Source organism: Thalassotalea psychrophila (genome assembly GCF_031583595.1).
Lineage (GTDB): Bacteria > Pseudomonadota > Gammaproteobacteria > Enterobacterales > Alteromonadaceae > Thalassotalea_A > Thalassotalea_A psychrophila.
The window spans coordinates 4,725,943-4,750,605 of record NZ_CP134145.1 but is presented as its reverse complement, the minus strand read 5'-3'; the positions used below and the strand labels follow the sequence as shown (position 1 = coordinate 4,750,605).

The window sequence follows — 24,663 nt, the reverse complement described above, 5'->3', positions numbered from 1 at the left end:
ATTCACCATGATAAGTATACAAGTTAATCCTTACTTTCAATAACATGAGTAGAAAATATGAGTAACGAATCTGAAAAACAAAAAATGCTTTCAGGAAAACAGTATAACCCTCTTGATCGAGAGTTAAGCGCTGAGCGAGAGCAATGTAAAATAATTCTTAAACAATTCAATGATTCAGTACCTACAGATGCCAAACAACGCCGAAACTTGCTTAAATCGTTATTTAAGAAAAAAGCTCAGATATGGATTGAACCACCTTTTTATTGTGATTACGGAAGTAATATAGAGCTTGGTAAACAAGTATTTTTCAACTTCAATTGCGTCGTACTCGATGCTGCAAAAGTGACTATTGGTGATAATGTTTTTATTGGCCCCGCAGTGCAAATTTATACTTCAACTCACCCCAAAGATGCCAGTTTAAGACGAAAGTTTTTTGAATCCGCCAAAGAAGTAAAAATTGGTGCCGATGTTTGGATAGGTGGAGGGGCAATAATTCTACCCGGAGTAACAGTTGGAGACAGAAGTATTATTGGTGCAGGCAGTGTTGTTACAAAAGACATACCTGCTGATGTTTCGGTAGCAGGGAATCCGGCTAAAATAATATAAGCTATTGAAGTTTAATAGGAACCAACTAATTTATAGCCCCTGAACAAGACGTTATCTTTTGTTACACATTGAAATTTTTAACAAAGTATTTTCGTGTAAACTAATACCAAGTCCATTAATTATCTGCTCATTTTTACTCACTAAAAAGTAGATCACATAATTAATGGAATTGGTATAAGAATAATTGTTAGTTGATGGAGGAATACATTTTGAGTACTTTACAAAAAGCAGGAGGCGTTGCCGCACTTTCAGAAGCTGTTATTTATGTACTTGCTTTCGTTTTTTTTGGTGCTGTATGGGACTTTCCTGTAAATGCTAATGCAACACAAAAGTTTGCATTTCTAGCGGATAATCAAATCATCCTATCAATAGTAAACCTAACTATGTATGTAATATTTGGCATTTTATTAGCTGTTTTAGTTTTGGCGCTTCATCAACGTTTTAAAGGTAGGAGCCCAGCCCTATCACAGATTGCTACTGTATTTGGCATAGTTTGGGTGGGCCTGGTAATTGCTAGTGGAATGATAGCAAATATAGGATTAGGCACGGTTATCGAACTCTCGGTGAAGGATCCAGAACAGGCTATGACGGTCTGGTTGACAATTAATTCAATTGTTGAGGGTTTAGGTGGCGGGAACGAAGTTGTTGGCGGGCTATGGGTTTTATTGTTAAGCACTGCAGCTATAAAAGCTAATGAGCTTCCCAAGGCACTTCACTACTTTGGTTTATTCATTGGCCTTACTGGTATTCTCACTATTTACCCTGCTGACGTACTTACTGAGATTTTTGGCTTAGGGCAGATTGTTTGGTTCACTTGGTTGGGGATAATCATGTTGGTGAAACCGCCACAGCAAACAAAACACTCAAGTAAGGGCGTGCTATCGCATGTCACTTAGCTTTACGTTATTACTCTCGGAGTAGCGATGCGTAAAAAGTTATATTTAATTCCGGGAACTATGTGTACCGAAGAGTTATGGGTAAAACTAATCCCTTATTTAAGCAACTCATTTGAGCTGGTTTATTTGGATATTCCACGAGAGAAGAACTTTGACGAGTTAGCAGAACATTACAGCGAGATGTTTGCCAACGAGAAAGTTTACCTCATGGGCTTCTCACTTGGAGGATATATTGCGAGCTATTTTTCGATGTTGCACCCAGAACGAGTAGAGAAACTATTTGTAATATCCAATAGCCCTACAAGTTTACCCAAGGAAGAGTTGAATCAACGAGATGATATTTTAAAATTTGTTAAAAAAAATGGTTATCAAGGCATTAGCAGGAATAGGGTAGTTAGTTTATTAGATGGACATAATCAGACTGATTACTTTGTAGATTTAGTAATAAAGATGGATAAAGAACTCGGCGGAGACGAATTCATTAGTCAATATCAATTTACTTCGCAAAGAGTGGATCTATTTCAAGCTCTAAGCCATGTTTCATTTATCACTCATTTTTATTATAGCGATGGAGATCGGTTGATAAACCCACAGTGGTTCAATAAGCTTAGAACTGTAAATCCAAAGTTATCAATAATTAGTACATCAGGTTCGGGGCATATGTTGCCATTGGAAAAACCGTGTGAGTTAGCCAGTTATATTAAGTCGTGGATTGAGTTGTAAAAGGCATTTAAATTGAGGTAAAGATGGATATTCGAGTTGGTGAATTAAGAAATAAAGAAGTTATTACTCTGCTACAAGAGCATCATCAGGATATGTTGTCTCACTCTCCAGTAGAGAGTGTTCACGCATTAGATCTAAGAGCTCTTGAAGATTCAGATGTCACTTTTTGGAGTTTATGGATCAATAATAGTTTAGCTGGTATTGGTGCTTTAAAAGAACTCGATAAAGAGCACGGTGAAATTAAATCCATGCGCACATCAACTAATCATTTACGTAAGGGGGTAGCTCGTAAATTGTTAGAGCATATTCTTAATCAAGCTAATATTCTTTCATATAATAAGCTAAGCTTGGAAACAGGCACTATGGATGCCTTTTTGCCTGCGCAAAAACTTTACCAACAGTTTGGTTTTCAAGAGTGCGAACCATTTGGGCATTATAAAAAAGATCCATACAGCATGTTTATGTCAAAAAATATTAACTAAAGAGCAGCTGAAAAATTAACTAAAAGAGACTTATATACCCTTAAGGATTTAAATCATCATGCTGAGTTTTAGAGCCATAACTTGTTCATTCGCAATTGTTGGTAGTTTTTATTCATCACTTGCTTTAGCCGATACTTCTCAGGTTGATGCGCTAAAAGCTAAGATACAAACACGAGATAGGACCTTACTCACTCATGTAGAGCCTATCTACCCAAAACAGGCTTTTGAAGATGCATTAAAAGGTAGTGTAACGATGTCATTCACAGTGAGTACAGATGGGTCTATAACCGATATCATTATATTAGAGTCTATACCAAAAGGTGTATTTGATGCAGCGTCTGTAACCGCGTTAAAACAATGGAAATATGCTGCGGTTGAAGAATCAATTATGGATGTTAAGACAAAGTTCGATTTTGCTCCGTAATCAATTAGCCGGTAATTTTGGTCCGTTATTGCGGCATTATGCATGACTGACCTAGTGTTGCCGTACTCGTGTCATATAGATGTCGTATACAAAAAGGTAATTTCTCTTCATATTATTTGAACACTTATGAAGAGGATTTAGAAAATGGAAATGGAACTAAACAAAGACGTATTAAAGGTTCAACGAGACACTAGAGCTTGGAGTCAGACACAATTGGCTGAAGTTTCAGGTCTCAGTTTAAGAACTATTCAAAGAATTGAAAAAACAGGAGTAGCCTCGTTAGAGTCTGCAAAGTCTTTAGCTTCAGTTTATGAAATTAGCATTAAAGAATTAAATGCTAATCACAATAATAAGCCAGAGACAGCTAAATCAGTATTTCATCAAATGAGTTCTACAGCGAAGGTTATTCACATTACTGTATTGCTCCCAGTGCTTTGTGTGGCACTTTATCTTTGGTGGACGGAACATAATGCAATTATGTGGGTTAATACTCTTAGAGACGCTATTTTTAGCAGTACAATATCAGAACAACGATTAGATAAAATTAGCTTTTTGATCGTTGTTGTAGTTGTAGGATTACCATCATTAATCCCTGGTTTCATTTATGAGTTTATAAAAAAACAAGGTATGTTTGCTAAGTAATATGCGTTTATATAAATTTTTTTTATTAAGTTTAATATTACTGTCAGTAAATGCTGTTGCAAATGATCAAATCAGTGGGGTGTGGAAACATACCCAAAAGTCGGCATGGCTCGAAATTGAATTTGAATCTGATCTAGGTTCACTTTCGGTTAAGCGACATGATAATAATTTAAAAGCCGCAGGTCTTAATGTCATCAAAGATATTACTACGGATTTGAATCAATCATCTCAATGGATAGGGAAAATGTATTCCGCTGCGGAAAACGGTTATGTTGGTATTGTACTTATTCTAATTAACCCAACAACCCTTTCTATATATGAAATTAGTGATCTAAGTAAATCCAATGAGATACTGAGACTTACCAGAGAGTAAGAAATACTAATAAGGCTAAATGGTCGTTTACGACTCACAACACTATTAAGAGGAATTATGAGGCGCATATTACTTTCAGGATTAATCCTAATATTAACTGGTTGTAGCTCTATCAATACTGTTGATGCCAGGGTTACCTCTAATGATCAATACAAGGCTATAAACTCATCACTGTTTGACAATAAATGGATACATGGTGGGTCCGACTGCAAAACCAACACCGATCCGGCTATTGAAGTTTTTCGCTATGGGCAAGCAAGTTATATTCTACGTCAAAACAAGTGTCTGAACTTCGAAGCACCTTTCATATATGTACTCTTTGGCGATGACAAAGTAGTTGTTCTAGATACTGGTGCAACTGAAAATGCACAGGAGTTTCCATTATATAAAACGATAAAGTCTTTAATTGAAGAACAATCAACCATTGATGGGAAAAGCAATCGGGAATTATTGGTTATTCACTCTCATAGCCATAGTGACCACTACTCAGGAGATGCACAGTTTGAAGATCACCCAAATACTACCTTGGTTGAACCTCACTCTGATGCCGTAACTAAATTTTTTATTTTTAATGAAAATAGTGAGTTTACTCTTGAATTAGGCGGGCGTGAATTAACTATAATTGCAACGCCTGGCCATCAAGAAGAAGCCATTTCTGTTTATGATAGTCAAACTAAATGGCTTCTTACTGGTGATACTTTTTATCCCGGTTATGTTTACGTTAAAAATTGGCATGCTTATAAAAACAGTATCGCTAAGTTAGCCTCATTTTCTAAAGCCAATGAAGTAAGTGCCGTATTAGGTGCACATATTGAAATGACCAACACAGCCGGTGAATATTATCCAATAGGCACAACTTATCAACCAAATGAGGCTTCTCTTGTTCTTATGGCTGAAGACTTAGCTGCTTTAAATATACAGCTGCAGCAGTCGAAAGAAGAAAATAAAATTATTTTTACTAAATTTATTGTTGCCCCAATGAATGCGTTTCAAAAAACACTAAGTAATATAGCAAGGTGGTTCACCCAATAGCTTAGTTTTAATCATCATGCTGACATTGTTATTGATTCATTTACTCGAAAGGATATTAAGCTTTGATCCCTGGTTATAAAATTAGCTCCAATAAAACAGATATGGATATCAGCATTATTCATGGCTATATCGCCAGTTCTTATTGGGCCGAAAACATTCCGTTACGCACTATGACTAAGGCAATAGATAATTCGTTATGTTTTGGTGCATTTACTGAACAGGGAGCACAAGTAGGCTTTGCCCGTTTAGTCACCGATTATGCTACATTCGCCTATCTTGCCGATGTTTTTGTATTAGAGCAGCACAGGGGAAAAGGGATTAGTAAGTGGCTAATGAAAACAATTATTCAGCATCCTGATTTACAAGGATTACGTCGTATAGCTCTAGCAACTAGTGATGCACACAAACTCTATGAACAATTTGGCTTTGTGCCTTTAGCGTCTCCAAATTTATTTATGGAATTACATCAACCAAATATTTATAAGTAACCTGATCTCAAGTTCAGGTTAACTACTACTTACGATTAAAATTAAGAACATAAAGTAAAAAGAAATAGGGCCACTATGAGTGAAATTATTCTAGAGTCTGAAATTACATGTCCTGAGTGTGATTTCAAAAAAATAGAAACAATGCCTACCAATGCATGTCAGTATTTTTATGAATGTAGCCGTTGTTATACTATCCTTAAACCACTTTCTGGCGATTGTTGTGTGTTTTGTTCATTTGGCACCGTTAAATGTCCACCAATTCAGCAAGGGAATAGTTGTTGTGATTAACCTAGCAACATTACTGTTATAACAAGGAACTTTATGAAGAATTTGAATATATCTTTAACAATAATATTGGTTTTATTTATTACTTTGATATCAACTAGCTATGCTAATGAACTACCCGAACCACTCGCTGCAGGCTGGCAAGGTAAGAAGGTTTGTGAGCGTCTGCATGAAGATAAGCAACAACGTATATTGCGCTGTACATTTGCACCGGGTGTCGGCCATGAAAAACACTTTCATGCAGCTCACTTTGGCTATGCTATATCAGGTGGAAAAATGCGATTGACTTCAAGTAGTGGTACCCGAGATGTAATATTAAAAACAGGTAGCAGTTATACCTCTAACGGGGTTGAATGGCATGAAGTATTAAATATAGGTGACACAACCGTTGTATATTTAATTGTTGAGCCTAAGGGTTAAGTTATGAATATTAACGGTAGCTGTCAATGTGGCGCTATTGAATATCAAGTCAGCGGTGAATTATTAGCTACATTAATGTGCTATTGCACTGAATGCCATAAGGTATCAGCAGGTTATGGCACTATGACTGTTTTGATTGATCAAAATAATTTCAAACTCAATAAGGGTACCTTAAAATTATGGCAGCGTAGTAGTGACAGTGGCAACATGAACCGTGCACATTTTTGTGGTGATTGTGGTAATCGTATTTACCATCAAAATCCCGATAAACCAGATATTATCCGCCTTAAAACCGGAACCCTAGGAAACTCTGCTGACTATACACCGCAAGCACACTTATGGCTTAAAAGTGCCCCTGCTTGGGTGTTAATCCCTAAAGACACCCTGACCTTTCAAACACAGCCCCCGTTGGCTAATTTGTTAGCCTTAATAAAAGAGCAATAAAGGTAATAATTTGAAAGCATCATACTCCACCACATCCTGATGGAAGTCAGGATCTCTCATTCACTTTATATGCAAAGTTGATATAGATTAATCTTAACCAAATTAGCCGAAAGTCTAATAACAAAATATTAACAATAGATGTATTATATTACTGGGATAATACTATGGATGAAGAATATGTTTTTACCGGATAAAGTGATTATTGCTGATGATCATCCTTTGTTTCGACGAGCATTGTTAGAAACGTTGAAGGAAAGAATGGCAACCACCAATTGGTTGCAAGCAGAAACAGTGGAAGAGCTTGACTCACTATTAAAGCAAAATACGGATTCAGATCTATTGCTGTTAGACTTAAATATTCCAGGTGCCCATGGTTTTAACACTCTAATTCATGTTCGTAATCATTTTCCGCAAATACCCGTTGTTGTTGTTTCAGCTTATGAAGACAGTGATACTATTAATAAAGCGATGAGCTATGGTGCTTCGGGGTTTGTGCCAAAGTCTACGGATGTAGGTACTATTTTTACTGCAATTAATCAGGTTTTAGCTGGTGAAATTTGGACTCCAGAGTCATTAAATGACCCTTCAACTAATGATAGTAAAGCTGAAATGGCCGAACGTATTGCTAGCCTGACTCAGCAACAATATAAGATATTATTAATGTTTGCTGAAGGTTTATTAAATAAGCAGATTGCATACGATTTAAATGTATCAGAAGCGACAATTAAAGCTCATGCCACAGCAATTTTTAGAAAACTCAATGTTCGAAACCGTACTCAAGCTGTTATCTGCCTTGGTCAGTTAGATTTATCTGAAGGTGGATTCACTCAAGAATTAACTCATACCTATAAAGTTTGACTTATTATTTTGGCATATAGTTAGCTTTCAATATGTTAGCTAACATGGCGCTCATCATTGCTCTAAGGGCGGCAGGTTTTACCATTTTACGCATGTAACCGACATTGGCCTTTGATGTTATGTTTTCAATATCTGGGTCTGTGGTTGCTGTAATTAGAATCGCTGGTATTTGACGCTGCCCCAATTCTCGTAATTCTTTGATTAAATCAATGCCATTGTCATTATTATCAAGTTGATAATCGACCAAGAGTATTTCAATTTCATCATTGTGGCGAGCAAACACTTCCTTAGCTTCTTCTGTTCCACTTGCTCCATACACCTTACATTGCCATGCTGTTAATAGCGCTAACATACCTTCAAGAACTTGTGGATCGTTATCAATACATAATACAGAAACCCCTTGTAAACCTACTTGTGGAGTTGGCGTTTGTTCTGTCTGTGATATCGGCTCTGCTTTTGGGACTGAAATTGAGAAGCTACAACCACAGTCTGCTTCTGATGCTAAATGCAAAGTGTGACCAAGTATTTGTGATAGCGACCTTGTTATATTTAAGCCTAATCCTAAGCCGTTGCTGCTATGATTCTTTCCGTTGTCTAATTGAGTAAATTGCTCAAATACAAGCTGTTGTTTATCGGCCGCAATGCCCGGTCCATTGTCTATCACTTGTATTTTTAACTGTTGTGCTTCTTGTTTTGCTTCTAGTATCACTTTGCCTGGGCTGGCATATCGGAATGCATTTGTAAGTAAGTTTTGCAATATTCTACGCAACAAATGTCTATCGGATTTCAACCAATGCTCATTCTCAAAGACCTTAAATTCAATTTGATCTTCCTCGGCAGATGCAGAAAACTCTTGCTCTAATTGTTTGAACAAATCATTTAAACTAAATACTTCAATGTTAGGGCTTATATTACCACTTTCTATACGTGCAACCTCTGCTAGGTTAATCAGTAAATCGTTGGCCACCTTTAAAGATTGATCTATATTTTGCACTTGCCTTTTTTGGCTATCATTTAGTTTATTTTGATCAGCTAATGCCGAAGTGAATAATCGAGCCGCTTCTAGTGGTTGCATTAAATCATGGCTGATTGCTTTTAAGTACTGGCTCTTTTTAAGATGGGCTTGTTCAGATTTTTCTCGGGCTACGGCTAATTGTTTATTCACTAATTCAAGTTTTTGCGTGCGCTCGGCCACTAATGATCCCAAATCCAAGTTTTCTGCTTTAAGCACCATTTCTGTTTCTCGAAATGCTGTAATGTTTTTAAAAATCATTACAAAACCACCGTCAGGTAAAGGATTGCCTTCAATGCGAATTATTTGTCCTGTTTCGAGTTGTCGTTCAGATGTGTGCGGACTACCATTGCGCAAATAATGTAATCGTTTGCTTACCTGTTGCTCAATTTCTCCTTGGCCGCACAGGCCTTGCTCGGCATTATAGCGAATTAAACGTTCAATTTGACAACCGACATATACCATCCCTTTGGGATAGTTAAATAACTCAAGATAACGCTTATTCCAGGCGACTAAATTAAGTTGGCTGTCGATAATTGAAAAGCCTTCACTGGCATTTTCAATAGCACTTTGTAATAAATTTTGGTTATCCTGTTGTTGCTGGGTTGAGCTTTCTTCAACGAGTTGCGCCAACTCATTTAAGTTGATATTTCTGCCCTGCATAGCTGAATTAATTACAAGTCTGGCTGAAGCTGAACCCATTACTGTGCCTAAAGTATTTTCACAGTGATTTATTAAGTACTGGTGCAGTTGTTTTTCATCAAGCTGCAAGTCGTCATACTTTTGTTCAAAATTGGTGAAGCTGGCGCTGGCTTTTTCTTCACCAATAAAGCGCGAGATCAATAATTGTAATTCAGAGCTGGTAATTTGTTTTTTCTTAAGAGCCGGTAATTCGACATCGTCAACATCTTCATTAAAAAAGGCTGCTTGCACGCGTTCATGGACACTTTGACGGCTTAACAATGATATTGCCCACATAACAAAAATATTAGAAGTAAAACTGATTAATGTTGCTGTGGTGTTACTTGATAATTCTCCGAGAAATATAGATTGGTCATAAAAACCTAAATTAGGTAGCAAGTTTAATAAAAACCACAACGAAAAGCCGGTAGCAATACCACTATAAACTCCAGTTAAACTGGCATGGCGCCAATAAAACGCGGCAACTAACGCAGGGGTTAGCTGTGCTATACAACCAAAAGCAATGGCACCTAAAGACGCAAGAGTGTCATCTGAGGCTAATAAGAATGCGCCATAACCCATTAAAATTATTATCAGCACTAATAACTTTCTAATGTTCAGTAGTTTTAAACGAAAGCGCTCATAGTCGTTACCTTGCTGATTATTGCGACGAAATAGTAAAGGAAATACAATTTCGTTACTGAGCATTGTACTTAAGGCAATAGCGGAAATAATGATCATTGAACTTGCCGCAGAAATAGCCCCTAGAAAGGTAAGTGAAGCAAGTAATACTTGTTGATTTTTAACCGGTAGCATTAGTACATAAGCATCGGCAGCAATACTACCATTAAAGAGCAAATGTCCAGCTAAGCCCAGAGGAATAGCTAATAGGGCAAAAATTAGTAGATAAACAGGAAAAATTTTACGGGCAAAGCGAGTATCTTTTTTATCTTTGAGTTCAACCACCATTACCTGAAATTGTCGAGGTAAAGACAAAAATGCCGCCATAACAATTACTAGCATGCCAAGCATTGAAGATATATTAGGCCAATTAAATTGTTGATTTACATCTACATCAGCTTGTTGCCAAAGATCTGATGGTGAATCAAATAGAAAAAAACAGACAAAAACCGCAATAGCCACAAAAGCAATTATTTTGATTAGTGACTCAAAAGCGATGGCTAACATTACCCCAGGATGGCGCTCGGTCACATCAATGTTGCGAATGCCAAAGAAAATGGTGAAACCAGCCATGGTAATTGAGGTAATCAAACCTAATTGCCAATTGTTAACCTCTTGTTCTATTTGTAATAGTTCAAATGAATAAACAATGGCTTTCAGTTGTAACGCCATGTATGGCAAGGTGCCAATTAAGGCGACAACAGTGACTAATATGGCTAAATTGTGAGATTTACCAAAACGTGAAGAAAGCAGATCTGCAATTGAGGTTAAGTTTAACTTTAAACTAACCCTAATAATGCGCTTGATGAATGGCCAAGCAAACATAAACAATAATATTGGCCCAAGATAAATTGGTATATGAGAAAAAATATTAGTAGAAGTTTGCCCTGTGGTACCAAGGAAACTCCATGAAGTACAATAAACACCCAGCGTTAATGCATAGATTATGGCTTGGCTTTTACCAAATATTTTATGGCGATATTTATCGCCTAAATAAGCAATAACAAACAATAAGCCAATATAAGCTAAGGCGATAACGACTAATTGCCAATTGTGAAACATATTACCTCTAGTTTGTTATTGTTAAGTTTTTAATCAACTTGGTATTTCTAGCTTTGATTTGCAGTTTGAGTGTAAAACTCACTAATGTATTTTCCACCTTTTACAGTAGCAATAATACGCAGTTTATAAGTATCACCCTTAGCACTTATTTTTTTTCTTAATGGGGTTTGTCTAAACCAATAGTATGGGGTATCACTCATTTGTAATTGGTAAGGGGTTGCCTCATCATTGCTATCGACCAAAAATAGAATTGCAGTGTCTAATGGAAAAGTAGAGTTGAGTGTAGTTTTTCCATCGTCATCAAAAACATTAATTTTAAAGTCATCAGAAAGCAGTACACATTTACCCGCTAATACATCACAAGATTGTTCAGGAGCCATTTGAAATACACGATTTTTTTGAGCATCATTTTCGACCCAAATATCAGACATTATATAACCACCTAAAGCGAGTATAGGGGCGATTAAAAATGCTAACTTTGTATGTTTATTCATTGTTTTAGGACCTTTTTATACTGATAGTTTTAACACCTTATTAACCTTAATAAAAGGCTGCTTTAAAAATAAAGACCCCACGTTCATAAAACAGTGGAGTCTTTTTATTTAGAACAAATAAATACTAATGTGCGTGCGCTGCACCAGCACCTTTTGGAGTTCTGAAGTTTTCTACCATATGTTGGATATGCTCTGGCGCATCACCAGTTAATTTACATACACCAAACGCTACGCCAAAGTTAACAATCGCACCAACTGCACCAAATGCATTTGGTGATATACCGAAGAACCAGTTTTGCTCTAGGCCACCTAAGAACGAAGTGCCTGGAATAAACATGATGCCTTTGTGTTGGAATACGTACATCATAGTAATACCAATACCAGAAATCATACCTGCGACAGCAGCTTTACCGCTCATTTTCTTCGAGAATATACCCATCATTAATGCTGGGAATATTGACGATGCAGCTAAGCCAAAGGCTAGGGCAACAGTACCTGCGGCAAACCCTGGCGGATTGAGACCGAGATAACCAGACACCAGTATTGCGATGGTCATTACTATTCGTCCAGCTCGTAACTCCGATTTTTCTGACAAGTCAGGCGTTAATACCCCTTTCATCAAATCATGGGATATAGAGGATGATATAGCTAACAATAAACCCGCCGCGGTGGACAGTGCCGCAGCCAAACCACCGGCAGCAACTAAAGCGATAACCCAGTTTGGTAAGTTTGCAATAGCGGGGTTAGCTAGAACCATAATGTCACGGTCAACTTTAACCATTTCATTAGTTTCTTTATCTGCTACGTATTGAACTTTACCATCACCGTTTTTATCTTCAAACTTTAATAAGCCAGTTGTTTCCCAGTCTTTAAACCATTGTGGACGCTCTTCATAAACCATATTTTCACCAGCAGTAGGCTCAATAGTGTTCATTAAGTTAAAACGTGCCATGGCGCCAACAGCAGGTGCAACGGTATAAAGTAAGGCGATAAATACTAAGGCATAACCCGCAGAAGCACGTGCAGCTTTCACTGAAGGAACAGTGAAGAAGCGCATAATTACGTGCGGTAAACCAGCAGTACCAATCATTAGAGACATGGTATAGGCGAACATATTTAATGTGCCGCCCATGTTGTCTGTGGTGTATTCTTTAAAACCTAAATCGGTAACAACCAGATCTAACTTGTCTAATAAGTAAACGCCACTACCATCAGCAAGGGTTGAACCTAAACCAAGTTGTGGAATTGGATTACCAGTAAGTTGCAATGAAATGAACACGGCAGGAATAGTGTAAGCAAAAATAAGTACGCAGTACTGTGCAATTTGGGTGTAAGTAATACCTTTCATGCCGCCTAATACAGCATATACCCAAACAACCATCATACCTATGCCTAAGCCTAGGCCGTAGTCAACTTCTAAGAAGCGAGAGAACGCAACACCAACACCTTTCATTTGACCTATGATGTAGGTTAATGAGGCAATAATTAAACATATTACTGCAACAATACGTGCTGTTTTTGAGTAATATCTGTCAAAGATAAACTCTGGTACGGTAAATTTACCGTGTTTACGTAAGTAAGGTGCGAGTAACATGGCGAGCAGTACATAACCACCAGTCCAACCCATTAAAAATACTGAACCGCCATAACCTAAGAAGGCGATAAGACCTGCCATAGAAATAAACGATGCGGCACTCATCCAGTCGGCACCAATGGCCATACCATTTTGTAACGGTGTAATGCCACCACCGGCAACATAGAAGTCACTGGTTGAACTTGCTCGCGCCCACCAGGCAATAGCGAAATAAATACCGAACGAACCAAATACGGCAATATAGGTATAAAGCTTTAACTCATCCATTATTTATTCCTCTTCTACGTTATGTTTTTTATCTAGTTTGTTCATCTTTGATGAATACCAGAAAACTAAACCAACAAACGTGTAAATAGACCCTTGTTGGGCAAACCAGAAACCTAGTTTATAACCCCCAAGACGTATCTCGTTTAACGGTTCTACTAATAACAAACCAAAGCCAAATGAAACTACAAACCAAATGACAAGGCAGATGAGTATAAGGCGAAGGTTTTCTTGCCAGTAACTTGTATTACTCTCCACAATGCTCTCCTAACTATTTAAAATTATTAATACCAATTGATATTTTGTTTTTTATATTTTTATAAATTCAAGTTGTAATGAAGAAGATATTTACCGAAAGGCAAAGCCATATTTTATTATGATTCTTTTGGTAAAAATCTTATTCTATCTATCACACTAACAACCAAATACCAGAAAAAATATTAGACCTTGGTCTAGTTTAGTGGCTAATAGGTTGTGTTAATTGCTTGCTTACTATAAAACTAAAGGTAAGAGATTGTCTAAAGAGATGAGCGTATAAATGAGTACAGAACTAGCTGATATTCATGACTTTATTAAAGCGATTGAGCCATTTGATCAGTTGCCGGGCGCAAGTATTGCCAGCATAGTGCGCAATATAAGTATTTGTTATGTACGTGCCGGTGAGCAATTACCCCCTGCTGGTGTGCAAGCGCCTATGCTTTATTTTTTACGCAAAGGCGCTCTTGCCTATTTCACTGAACAAGATGAGTTATTAGGCAAATATGGTGAAGGTGATATTTGCACGGTATTTTGTAAACCAGATGAAAATATCACCGTGAAAGTAATTCCTGAAGAAGACACATTACTGTGTGCTATTGCTTACGATGATTTAAAAAAGGTTATAAACGACTTTCCTAATGTGCTTAGCTTTTTTATGCAAACCGGCGCACAACGGTTGAAGCAACAAGTTTTAAAAATTAATGAAGAAGCAATTATGGCTTCCACGTTAATGAATACTTCCATTGAAGACTTCTATCATGCGCCTGCAGTTACCATAGACCAATCAGCATCTATTAAAGAAGCCGCTGCTAAAATGACAGAGTTAAATTTTTCCTGTCTAGTGGTTGTTAATGGCGATGTGTTAGCTGGCATAGTTACCGATAAAGATTTACGCAGGCGTTGTGTTGCCAAAGGACTAGACTTCAATCTGCCTGTTAGCGACATTATGACACCAAATATGGAAGTTATAGATATAAACTCTAGTGCTCATGATGCGCTAATTAAAATGACTAGCCAGCATATTCATCATTTACCGGTGATGAAAAGTGGTGAGTTAGCAGGGATGATCACGGTAACCGACTTAATGAACCAGGAAGGGCTTAACGCGGTTAATATGTCGAGCACAATTGGTAAGGCAATGTCCGTAGAAGAGTTGGTCGGCATCAGTAAAATGCTACCAAAACTGCAAATTAGAATGGCTAAATTAGGCACTACTGCAGATCATGTAGGTAAAACCATAAGTGCGATTACTTGTGCATTTACGGTTAAGCTCATTAAGATGGCCAAACAGCAATATGGTCCAGAGCCTGTTCCTTTTGCTTGGCTCGCTGCGGGCTCGCAAGCACGACAAGAACAGTTTGCTCATTCCGATCAAGACAATGCTTTAATAATCTCTAACGATATGCGCCCAGAAGATGATGCTTGGTTCAAACAACTCGCTACCTTTGTCAGTGATGGTTTGGCGGCCTGTGGATTTATTTATTGCCCGGGTGATGTGATGGCAACAAACGATAAATGGCGACAGCCAAAACGTGTTTGGCAGCATTATTTCGATAGTTGGGTAAATACACCAGAGCCGATGGCATTGATGCACTCAAGTGTGTTTTTTGATTTAAATTGTGTTTTCGGAGATGCTGATTTACTCAATGAGGTACAGGCTAATATGCTTGAACAAACTCAGCGCAATACTTTATTTATTGCTCATTTATCTGGTAATGCATTAAAGCTGAGGCCACCACTGGGTTTTTTTAGAGATTTTGTATTAGTTTCTAGCGGTAAAAATACAAAAGCACTAGATTTAAAACATAATGGTATTGCACCAATAGTAGACTTAGCCCGTATTTACGCTCTTTCTGAAGGTATCACTGCGGTAAATACTATCGAGCGGCTCAAGCAAGCTTCAGGAACTCCCTCTTTAAGTAAAACTTCAGCAGCTAACCTAATTGATGCTTACGAGTTTCTTGGTATGTTAAGAGCTGAGCATCAAGCCAGGCAGTTACAAGATGGTATTGAGCCGGATAATTTTTTAGCGCCGAAAGAAATTTCTCGATTAGAGCGAGAACATTTAAAAGACGCGTTTAAAGTGATCAAAACCATGCAGTCTAATCGTCAAAGTACTTACGGCTAGGCATTTGTGATGAAAGATAAGCTAAAACAAATCATCAGCCAATTTAAAAGTTTAAATGTACAACGCTTAGAGTTACTAGCAAAAGCTCCGGAAGGGCCACTAAAACAGTTTTTGTCAGTGCCTTTTCCCGATAATAAAACCGAAATAGCAGACTTGGACATTCTTGCGGTCGACTTTGAAACTACTGGCTTAAATGCTAAATCTGACAAGTTACTTAGTGTTGGTTATGTGCCGATCGAGCATGGCTTGATTAAGTTAGGTAAAAGCGAACATGAAATTATTCATTCATCAGGTGATTTGCATAAAGATAATGTAGTGATCCATCAAATTACCGATAACGAGAAAGCCAATGGCTTAGCATTAGAGTTGGTTGTAGAAAAAATGCTTAACGCTTTAGCGGGTAAAGTTATGCTAGTGCATTACGCCACCATAGAGCGTACTTTTTTACAGCAAGCCTGTATTGAACTTTATGGCATGGCGCCCATTTGGCCCATTATTGACACTTTAGCGTTAGCGAAAAAACGCTTAGACAGATCCGACACCGCTTATGACCCAAATCAGCTACGGTTAATAAACTTGCGTCATTCTTATGGCTTACCTGCTCACCACGAACATAACGCGTTGAATGATGCCGTTGCTACAGGCGAATTATTCCTAGCGCAAATGCGTCATTATCCTCTTGGGTTTAACACTCTTTTAAAAGAGTTTGTTAGTAAATAGTCAAAACAAACATCCAAAAAACTTCTATTAAATCAACATTGTTAGACTAAGGTCTAATGCTTAAAAGTCTAGATTTAGACTTAGGTCTAATATCTTCTCTTGTCATACCCGCCTACCTTTGTATGCAACAACAAATTTACAAATTAAAAGCTGACGCTTTTCCTGAATATGAATCTTCGTCAGCTAACAAAGGTGGAGAGCATCATGAACGCATCGGTTAATCCAGATATGTTTTACCCTGGTCAAGACGTAGTTGATCAAGCTAACGTTAGTGAATATGAAAAAATGTATCAATACTCGGTAGAAAACCGTGAAGAGTTTTGGGCAGAACAAGCAGACACATTAGGTTGGTATAAAAAATGGGATTCAGTTCTAGATGAATCGAATGCACCTTTTTATAAATGGTTTGACGGCGCTGAAATAAACATTGTTCATAACGCCATTGATCGTCATCTTGAAAACTCTAATCGTAATAAAATGGCGATTATCTGGGAAGGTGAAAACGGTCAAAAACGTAACTTCTCATATAACGGCTTAAACCGTGAAGTGTGTCAGTTTGCCAATGTATTAAAAAGTATGGGCGTAGAAAAAGGCGATATCGTTACCATCTACATGCCACAAATTCCTGAGCTTGTTTTTGCTATGTTAGCTTGTGCCAAAATTGGAGCTGTTCACTCGGTTGTTTACGGCGGATTTAGTACTGAGGCACTTGCTTCTCGAATCGACGATGCCCACTCTCGGGTATTAATTACTGCCGATGGCGGCTGGCGTCGTGGTAAGCAGATCAACCTTAAATCTATTGCCAATGAAGCAATGCAACGTTCACCAAGTATTGAAGTTTGTATTTGTGTTAAAAACAACGAATTAGATGTTGAAATGGAGCCAACGCGTGATTTTTGGTTGCATGACTTAAAAGCATTACCTATTGCTGGTAGCAAGTGTGAAACGGAACAAACCAGTTCTGAAGATCCATTATTTATTTTATACACCTCAGGTACTACAGGTACGCCAAAAGGTATGTTGCATACCCATGGTGGTTACGCCGTTTATACCTCAACGACTCACCGTATGGCATTTGATATTAAGCCACAGGACAGATGGTGGTGTGCGGCCGATCCAGGTTGGATCACCGGTCATAGTTACATCGTTTATGGGCCTCTTATTAATGGTGCCACAATCATGCTTTATGAAGGTGCACCAAATTATCCTTACCCGAATCGTTGGTGGCAAATCATTGAAAACTACGGCATCAATATTTTATACACCTCGCCTACAGCTATTCGTGGCTTAATGCGCTTTGGTGAACGCTGGCCGAAAAAACATGACCTTTCAAGTTTACGTTTATTAGGGAGTGTGGGTGAGCCAATAAACCCTGAAGCATGGAAATGGTATCACCACGTAATTGGCAACGATAAGTGTCCAATTATTGATACTTGGTGGCAAACAGAAACCGGTGGTTTCATGATCTGTCCACTACCAATCACACCATTAAAACCAGGCTCGGCAACTAAACCATTCTTTGGTAATGAAATGGCTATTGTTGATGACGATGGTAATGAAGTTGGTGCCAATGAAGAAGGCAAACTTATCGTTAAAAACCCATGGCCGGGTATGGCTCGTACGGTATTTAAAGATGATCAACGTTATGCCGATTTATATTGGAGCCAGGACAAAGAAGGTAAGTGGATTTACTTAGCTGGTGATAGCGCCAAAAAAGATGAAGACGATTACATTTGGGTTATTGGTCGTATGGATGAAGTACTGAAAGTAAGTGGTTACCGTTTAGGTACCTCTGAAGTTGAAAGTGCTTTAGTAAGTCACCCGATGGTAACCGAAGCTGCTGCCGTTGGCTTGCCACACGAGCTGAAAGGTAATGCGATTCATACCTATGTAATTCTTCAATCAGGCATTGTTGGTGACAAAAAACTTGAGCAAGAACTTAGAGCTCATGTGGGTAGTGAAATGGGAAAAATTGCTATGCCAGAGTGCGTTGAGTTTGTTGAATCATTACCAAAAACTCGCTCAGGAAAAATTATGCGCCGAGTGCTTAAAGCCCGAGCATTAGGTGAAGATGAAGGTGATTTAAGTACTTTAGAAGAGTAGTAATTCACTAAAAAGAAAAACGTACAAAGCTATACAACATAACAATAAAGGGGGCATAGCCCCCAGTAACAAAAAATTTAATTATAACGATACAAAAATCGCTTTAAGGCATGTGAGTAGTCTTACCTTGATCGATAATGGGGAGCAAAACAATGTTAAAACGAAATAAAATAGCGTTAGCTACGGGCTTAGCCCTATTGGCAAGTGCTGCAAATGCTGGATATACCTTTAAATTAAACGAACAAGATAGCATTACTTTTGGTGGCTTTATCAAAATTGATACCCGCTATGTTGATGGTGATGTTGCTTACCAAGATTTTTGGACTGGTGGTGGTACACCGTTGGCTGAAGATGCTTCAAAAGTTAAAATGTTTGCTAACGAATCTCGCTTTAACATGAAATTTGTACATGGTGAGGTGACCGGTTTTCTTGAAATGGATTTTTATGGCGGTGGCGGCAATGAAATTATTTCAAACTCATCTCACCCGCGGTTACGCCATGCCACCATTAAATATCAAAATATGACGTTTGGTCAAACTTGGACCACCTTTATGAATACCAGTTCGTTAGCTGAAACAGCTGATTTTGCTGGCCCTATGGTAGGTACATCATTCGTTCGAAACACTATGGTGCGTTATACCAATGGGGGATTACAGCTGGCGATTGAAAATCCAGAATCTTGGGGAAACGATGGTATTGATGGTACTCCTGACGCCGACTCTGCTAATGATGATTTACCTGATTTTATCGCCAAATACAGTTTTAAAGGTGACTGGGGTAACGTGTCGGTATCAGGCTTAGTAAGACAGTTGAATACCACGGATGATGATACTGAATCTGCTGTTGGTGTTGCGGTTGCAGGTAAAATTAAAACGTTTGGCAAAGACGATTTTAGATTTTCAGTCAGTACAGGTAATTTAGGCCGTTATGTGGGGGTTACTGCCGCTACTGATATTTATAATGGTGAAGTTGAAGAGTCTACATCATATCTACTAGCCTATCGCCATTTCTGGACAGAAGATACTCGTAGCTCAGTCTTTATCGGTAACACCACAACAGAAGAATCTGATCGGGATCGTAGCCATTATGGTGTAAACGTATTTAAAAACTATACACCTGAATTGTCATTTGGGGTTGAATTAGGAAGTTATGACATGGATGACGACAATGTTGATGCCAGCTCTATGTATGCTCAATTTTCAGCTAAATACGTACTATAAGATTTTAGAAGGTTAAACTTTCTCCTCGTTCAATTCGCCTGAGACTTAGTCATCTCAAACGAGGTTTTTTGGGAAAGCATATGCTTTCCCTTTTTTTTACTTCAGGGATGATGGAATGCAAACTGCCATGGACCATTCATTCACATCCATGTGATCATGGCATACGCAACTTCCTTGTTGAAAACGGCATTAAGTTTGTAAAGTCAGGGAAGTGCTTATCCTCCCCTGCCATGGACCATTCATTCACATCCGTGTGATCATGGCATACACAACTTCCTTGTTGAAAACGGCAATAGATTTGTAACTTCAGGGACAATTATTTAAGCATCCATGCAATAATGCATATACAACATCCATGTTGAAAACGATGGAATGTGTTCACGGCAAAAGTTTAATTATGGAGTTCAATAACTCTTCGTTATTAGAGCCTTTTTTATGAAAATAACTAACGCCAAACTCTTCAATATTGTGATCACCAATTTCTTTATTATAACCAGAGCTAATGATGATAGGTATATTGGGAAATAACTGTTTAACTTCCTGGCTGAGTTCAATGCCGGTCATGTAAGGCATATTTTGATCGGTAATGATTAAATCAACAGTCTGCTCATTAAGTTTATTGAGAGCAATCTCGCCACTTTTAGCGGTAATAACCTCATAATCGTGATAATTGAGGTAAGTTGCTAAAAACTGAACAATTAACGGCTCATCATCAACAATAAGAATGGTTTTAACATTCGTTGCTATTGGATTTTTCTTGGTAGAATTAGCATTGTTGGTACTTAAGATAAATCTATTCACTATTTGACTGATTTTAGCAATGCCAACAGGTTTTTGAGCAATAAAGGAAAACTGAGGTTTTGATTCTGCTCGTTCTTCTAGACTTTGAAAGTAACCGGTGATCAAAACTACCGGGCAATCTGCTCTTATTTGTCTTACACTGTCGAGAATTTCAATGCCTCCTTGTAAATCATTGCCGATGATGAAGTCGGTGATTACTAGATCAAAATCATCAGAGTGTTGCTGTATAAAATCAACTGCAGGTTGTACGCAAGAGAAACATTGTATCTGATAACCTAACTCTTTTAGCATTTCAAACGTAGCTTCCTGAGTATTTGCATCGTCTTCAACATAAAGTATACGTCCAGAGCCGGGCATTATATTATTTGAAAAAGGTTGGTGCATGGGCTCAATGTGTTGATTTTGTCCTCTTATTGGCAGGTAAACAGTAAATGTAGATCCTAAGTCGATTTCTGATTCAACTGTAATTGTGCCGTTATGATTTTTTACTATGGTTAAACAAGAACTTAGACCTAGTCCATGGCCATACTCCTTGGTAGTGAAATAGGGCTTGAAGATATCCTCTTTATGTTCATTAGGTATGCCGATGCCATTATCTTTAATTGAAATTGCAAAATAGTTACCGGAGCGGAGGTCTGGCAGATCTTCTCCATTCACTTCACAATTTTTGATAGCAACAGTGATATCTTCGTTATTTTTTGAAGCCTGAGCTGCATTTATGAGAAGATTGTTTAACACTTGATGAATTTGGTTAACATCGGCATACAAGTCGCCCTTATTGTCATGGATCTCATATTTGATTTTAGAGTTAACACTAGATTGTATGAAAGAAGTGATTTCTTCTAGCATTTCTGAGAGATTACAGACAGTTTTGGTAACAGCGCCATGCTCAGAATAATTCATAAATTTTTCGGTGAGTACCGACGCTTGTGATGTGGCATTTTCAATGTTGCTTAACAGTTCATCAATGTCGGCGTTGTCAGCGCCGTTAGCCATTTTCAGTTTAGCTAACTGACTTGAACCTAAAATCATCATTAAAATATTATTGAAATCATGCGCTAATCCAGCAGCTAGGGTGCCTAGAGATTCTAACTTTTGATTGGCAATATTCTCATCTTCGAGTCGCTTTCGTTCCGTTATGTCGTGAAATGCTCCTAATATTCCGATGATCTCACCATTCGTATCGGTTAAAGGGATCTTACTGGTTTCAAGCCAAGCAATTTTACCGTTGGCTTGCCTTTGACTTTCTATAATATTTAATTCTGCTTTCCCTGATTCAATAACTCGACGATCACACTCTCGAAAAAAATCTGCTTCTTCTGTCGTCCAGGGCAATTCATAGTCAGTTTTACCGATATAATCTTTTGGCGATTTTAATCCGGCAACATCGGCGAGTGCTTGATTACATCCAAGAGCTACACTGTTGCGATCTTTCCAGAACACACAAAAAGGTAGCGCATCTAGAACTGCTTGAAACACTTTGATCGATGGCTGAGTTATGGAATTACTTGAACTCATTGACTCTACCTTATTGATGCATGGTATTATTTAACTGAATGCATGGTGTTATTAATTTTATAACAACAGTATATAGCAAAGTTCCAAATTTGCTTTTATTTAGCTATGTAAGTCTCTGAAAAAATTGCAGAAGCATAAGCTTATTACATCCAATTCCGCTTACTCTGTTCTACTTCATACAAGCTGAAATCAATTAATTCCAAGCCACCTTCTTGTGGTAAATAAGGCACGTGAACAGCCCCCGCAGCAAGTACAAATTCAATAGAACAAAGCTGTTTGCGTTTTAAAAACCAACTTTGCTTAAATGTGGCTTGCTGAATCTTGTAAATAGGAAATGTGTAGTAATCAACGCCTAAAACACCTTGGCGTACATAAATAAAATTATCATCTTTCGCGTATCCCCAACGTAGATATCGCATCACCATTAAAAAGCCAATAAATGCAACGCCAATGGCTAAATAGGGTAAGCCCTCAATATTTTCATTTTCAATGAAAACCCAAGTAACAAAACTGCTTATAGGTAATAAAAATAAGAAAATATTTCTAACCAATAAGCGTGGATGAACACGTTTAAATTTAATTTCGTTTAATTGATTGTTAGGGTAAGCATCAAGCATTAAATGCTGACATTCTTTATTAGTGACCGATGGCACAATGATTTTATTGGTGAGTTGGCCTGCTTGCGGATTGTTAAAGTTGGCATTAGACTGTTCAAATTTCAAGTTGATTCGCCTCAATATTACGTCTAACCAATCTTGTTGGCGCACAATCATTTGTAAACGAGATAAACGCATGGTGACTTCTGTTTTAGTAAATAAACCGCTGCGTCTAATGTACCGGTCACCAATTTTACTCAATTTAAAATCGTGAAATGCGATGATTGAGCCAAGCACTGAAAAAATACTAATGATCAACATAATGATTAAAAATGTAGAAAGTACAGTGCTAGCAATTTGCCAACCTGAACGACCTTCAAATTCAAAATATTGGTTCACATTAAAGCCAAACATCATTAGCCATTCGCCAATGGTTGATGAAATTTGGTCGATAAACGGCGCCATGCCGCCTAAAAATATCCACACTCTGTTGTTAGTTAATCCATGAATAACCAAGTCATCTAAATTTCGACGGTCGAGTATTGTTTCATCACCTTCGTTGGGTACAGGTGCTTCATTATCAACTGCACTTTCAGGACTTGGCGATTCTGCTTGCTCACTTTGTATTAGATGGGCAGCGAGAATTTCGTGCTTAAGCTGCTGGGCAAATGTTTTTTTAAGGGCAACTACTTTCGCTTCTTGTTTAACCGAACCGGCAGTATCAAGTTGCATACAGGTATAGCCAAACGGCCGATAATAAAGTGGCTCAGTTAACTCCACATTTTGAATACGGGAAAACGGCAAGTTTACGTATTTTTTAGAAAACACGCCGGAGCGAATTTCAATTTGTTGATTGGTTAATCGATATTGAAAAAAGTAATAACTCAGCAAAGATGCCAAGCCTAACAATGCAGACAAACCATAAACAACTGGCAACCAAAAGCTTGGATCTTCCATGGCCTTGTTGTAACCAATAAGTAGTGCTGGCGCGACATAAATGAAGTTGCCAAAAATATTTTTGATAAACATTAAGACAAAATAAACTAGCGCAATAGGGGATATCCGTTGCCAATCATGAGCCACGTTTAGTGGCGGTTCTAAGGATTCATCAGCAGTATTTTTAGTGTCATCCAATGGCGAATTAAGCGGCTTATCCATGAAGGTTAATATCCTTGTGAGCCAAAATAAACTGACGTATGTCTTCTGCAGTTTCAACATCTAGCCCTGGAATTTCAAAGGTGTGCATGGCGCCACCAGCGCTAAATACTTGTAGGTTTGCCAAGCCAACTTTGCGATCGATAGGTCCTCGTTTAAGCTCAACATGCTGTACTCTTAAAATAGGCTGGCTAACGGTTTTTCGAAACACTAATCCGGATTGATAGCTAATATCTTGTTCTCTTAGGGCATAGCGTTTTTTCGGATCAGCAAGAGAGTGATACAGACTGATTATTAAGCCTAAAGTACCAATTCCCCAAATGGGATATTGCAATGTATTAATGACCTTTTCAGGGGTCTCTACAAATGGCTGATAGCTGATAAATACTAATATCAACATTACAATAACGGTGGTAGCTAAACTAACCAATCTATGTGTAGGTGCATATTTTTCAGAAAGCTCGGTGTATTTTAGCTCCTGTAGCTTGGGCATATCATCTTTGGCTATTTCTAAATTAGAAAATTCGGCGTTTACCTGCTCGGTCATATTGTTCTCGTTATTATTAGCGCACTTTGATTAGTTAGCTAATAGCATAACGATTAATTTATAATTGTTAATTAATATTCAATTATTTTTTAATAAATTTTGTAATAAATAGATTATTAATAAATTTTAACTTAAAAAGAAAATTGGTATTGTGTA

Annotated in this window: 25 protein-coding genes; 18 read left to right on the top strand and 7 right to left on the bottom strand. The window is 37.8% G+C overall.

Translation table 11 applies throughout. The features are described from left to right. The first annotated feature begins 57 nt into the window (after positions 1 to 57). From RGQ13_RS19810 to RGQ13_RS19750, 13 genes are all read left to right on the top strand, one after another. Positions 58 to 606: a sugar O-acetyltransferase gene (locus RGQ13_RS19810; protein WP_348391457.1), complete on the top strand. Its 549-nt coding sequence runs from the start codon at positions 58 to 60 to the stop codon at positions 604 to 606. 209 nt (positions 607 to 815) lie between these two features. After that, complete coding sequence (locus RGQ13_RS19805; protein ID WP_348391456.1) at positions 816 to 1,502, top strand: hypothetical protein; 687 nt, start codon at positions 816 to 818, stop codon at positions 1,500 to 1,502. A gap of 27 nt (positions 1,503 to 1,529) precedes the next feature. Next, the gene (locus RGQ13_RS19800) at positions 1,530 to 2,225 is read left to right on the top strand and encodes an alpha/beta fold hydrolase (protein ID WP_348391455.1); all 696 of its coding nucleotides are present in this window, start codon (positions 1,530 to 1,532) and stop codon (positions 2,223 to 2,225) included. Between the two features lie 23 nt (positions 2,226 to 2,248). Continuing rightward, positions 2,249 to 2,707: a GNAT family N-acetyltransferase gene (locus tag RGQ13_RS19795; RefSeq protein ID WP_348391454.1), complete on the top strand. Its 459-nt coding sequence runs from the start codon at positions 2,249 to 2,251 to the stop codon at positions 2,705 to 2,707. A gap of 58 nt (positions 2,708 to 2,765) precedes the next feature. Next, the gene (locus RGQ13_RS19790) at positions 2,766 to 3,131 is read left to right on the top strand and encodes an energy transducer TonB (protein ID WP_348391453.1); all 366 of its coding nucleotides are present in this window, start codon (positions 2,766 to 2,768) and stop codon (positions 3,129 to 3,131) included. Positions 3,132 to 3,275: 144 nt separating this feature from the next. After that, positions 3,276 to 3,773 (top strand): helix-turn-helix transcriptional regulator, encoded by a 498-nt coding sequence (locus RGQ13_RS19785; protein WP_348391452.1) that lies wholly within the window; start codon positions 3,276 to 3,278, stop codon positions 3,771 to 3,773. A gap of 1 nt (position 3,774) precedes the next feature. Continuing rightward, on the top strand, positions 3,775 to 4,146 hold the full coding sequence (locus tag RGQ13_RS19780; RefSeq protein ID WP_348391451.1) for a hypothetical protein: 372 nt from the start codon (positions 3,775 to 3,777) through the stop codon (positions 4,144 to 4,146). A gap of 57 nt (positions 4,147 to 4,203) precedes the next feature. Next, positions 4,204 to 5,178 (top strand): MBL fold metallo-hydrolase, encoded by a 975-nt coding sequence (locus RGQ13_RS19775; RefSeq protein ID WP_348391450.1) that lies wholly within the window; start codon positions 4,204 to 4,206, stop codon positions 5,176 to 5,178. 62 nt (positions 5,179 to 5,240) lie between these two features. Then, the gene (locus tag RGQ13_RS19770; RefSeq protein WP_348391449.1) at positions 5,241 to 5,666 is read left to right on the top strand and encodes a GNAT family N-acetyltransferase; all 426 of its coding nucleotides are present in this window, start codon (positions 5,241 to 5,243) and stop codon (positions 5,664 to 5,666) included. 75 nt (positions 5,667 to 5,741) lie between these two features. After that, entirely contained in the window at positions 5,742 to 5,954 is a 213-nt protein-coding gene (locus RGQ13_RS19765; protein WP_348391448.1) for a GDCCVxC domain-containing (seleno)protein, read from the top strand. 33 nt (positions 5,955 to 5,987) lie between these two features. Beyond that, positions 5,988 to 6,371, top strand: a complete 384-nt coding sequence (locus RGQ13_RS19760; protein ID WP_348391447.1) for a cupin domain-containing protein — start codon at positions 5,988 to 5,990, stop codon at positions 6,369 to 6,371. A gap of 3 nt (positions 6,372 to 6,374) precedes the next feature. After that, complete coding sequence (locus tag RGQ13_RS19755; protein WP_348391446.1) at positions 6,375 to 6,815, top strand: GFA family protein; 441 nt, start codon at positions 6,375 to 6,377, stop codon at positions 6,813 to 6,815. Positions 6,816 to 6,992: 177 nt separating this feature from the next. After that, on the top strand, positions 6,993 to 7,673 hold the full coding sequence (locus RGQ13_RS19750) for a response regulator transcription factor (protein ID WP_348393442.1): 681 nt from the start codon (positions 6,993 to 6,995) through the stop codon (positions 7,671 to 7,673). A 4-nt stretch (positions 7,674 to 7,677) separates the two neighbouring features. Here RGQ13_RS19750 and RGQ13_RS19745 read toward each other — a convergent pair whose 3' ends face one another. The 4 genes from RGQ13_RS19745 to RGQ13_RS19730 all read right to left on the bottom strand — a co-directional run bounded on the left by RGQ13_RS19745 (position 7,678) and on the right by RGQ13_RS19730 (position 13,719). Continuing rightward, a complete protein-coding gene (locus tag RGQ13_RS19745; protein WP_348391445.1) occupies positions 7,678 to 11,109 on the bottom strand; it encodes a hybrid sensor histidine kinase/response regulator in 3,432 nt (1,143 codons plus the stop codon). Positions 11,110 to 11,156: 47 nt separating this feature from the next. Continuing rightward, positions 11,157 to 11,603 (bottom strand): hypothetical protein, encoded by a 447-nt coding sequence (locus RGQ13_RS19740; RefSeq protein ID WP_348391444.1) that lies wholly within the window; start codon positions 11,601 to 11,603, stop codon positions 11,157 to 11,159. Positions 11,604 to 11,727: 124 nt separating this feature from the next. Continuing rightward, positions 11,728 to 13,464, bottom strand: coding sequence for a sodium:solute symporter family protein (locus RGQ13_RS19735; RefSeq protein ID WP_348391443.1), 1,737 nt, complete (start codon positions 13,462 to 13,464; stop codon positions 11,728 to 11,730). 3 nt (positions 13,465 to 13,467) lie between these two features. After that, positions 13,468 to 13,719 (bottom strand): DUF4212 domain-containing protein, encoded by a 252-nt coding sequence (locus RGQ13_RS19730; RefSeq protein WP_348391442.1) that lies wholly within the window; start codon positions 13,717 to 13,719, stop codon positions 13,468 to 13,470. Between the two features lie 280 nt (positions 13,720 to 13,999). Here RGQ13_RS19730 and RGQ13_RS19725 point away from each other — a divergent pair, with 280 nt between their 5' ends. From RGQ13_RS19725 to RGQ13_RS19705, 5 genes are all read left to right on the top strand, one after another. Beyond that, on the top strand, positions 14,000 to 15,847 hold the full coding sequence (locus RGQ13_RS19725) for a putative nucleotidyltransferase substrate binding domain-containing protein (RefSeq protein ID WP_348391441.1): 1,848 nt from the start codon (positions 14,000 to 14,002) through the stop codon (positions 15,845 to 15,847). 9 nt (positions 15,848 to 15,856) lie between these two features. Continuing rightward, complete coding sequence (locus RGQ13_RS19720; RefSeq protein ID WP_348391440.1) at positions 15,857 to 16,567, top strand: exonuclease domain-containing protein; 711 nt, start codon at positions 15,857 to 15,859, stop codon at positions 16,565 to 16,567. Between the two features lie 56 nt (positions 16,568 to 16,623). Then, positions 16,624 to 16,788: a hypothetical protein gene (locus RGQ13_RS19715; protein ID WP_348391439.1), complete on the top strand. Its 165-nt coding sequence runs from the start codon at positions 16,624 to 16,626 to the stop codon at positions 16,786 to 16,788. Further along, positions 16,772 to 18,670, top strand: a complete 1,899-nt coding sequence (gene acs, locus RGQ13_RS19710) for an acetate--CoA ligase (protein ID WP_348391438.1) — start codon at positions 16,772 to 16,774, stop codon at positions 18,668 to 18,670. Before RGQ13_RS19715 ends, acs begins: the two co-directional genes overlap by 17 nt. Positions 18,671 to 18,822: 152 nt before the next feature. After that, a complete protein-coding gene (locus RGQ13_RS19705; protein ID WP_348391437.1) occupies positions 18,823 to 19,890 on the top strand; it encodes a DcaP family trimeric outer membrane transporter in 1,068 nt (355 codons plus the stop codon). A gap of 378 nt (positions 19,891 to 20,268) precedes the next feature. Here the strand turns inward: RGQ13_RS19705 and RGQ13_RS19700 are convergent, their stop codons facing one another. From RGQ13_RS19700 to RGQ13_RS19690, 3 genes are all read right to left on the bottom strand, one after another. Further along, positions 20,269 to 22,209, bottom strand: coding sequence for a response regulator (locus RGQ13_RS19700; RefSeq protein ID WP_348391436.1), 1,941 nt, complete (start codon positions 22,207 to 22,209; stop codon positions 20,269 to 20,271). Positions 22,210 to 22,352: 143 nt separating this feature from the next. Further along, positions 22,353 to 23,963, bottom strand: coding sequence for a PH domain-containing protein (locus RGQ13_RS19695; protein WP_348391435.1), 1,611 nt, complete (start codon positions 23,961 to 23,963; stop codon positions 22,353 to 22,355). Beyond that, on the bottom strand, positions 23,956 to 24,507 hold the full coding sequence (locus RGQ13_RS19690; protein ID WP_348391434.1) for a PH domain-containing protein: 552 nt from the start codon (positions 24,505 to 24,507) through the stop codon (positions 23,956 to 23,958). Before RGQ13_RS19690 ends, RGQ13_RS19695 begins: the two co-directional genes overlap by 8 nt. Positions 24,508 to 24,663 lie beyond the last annotated feature (156 nt).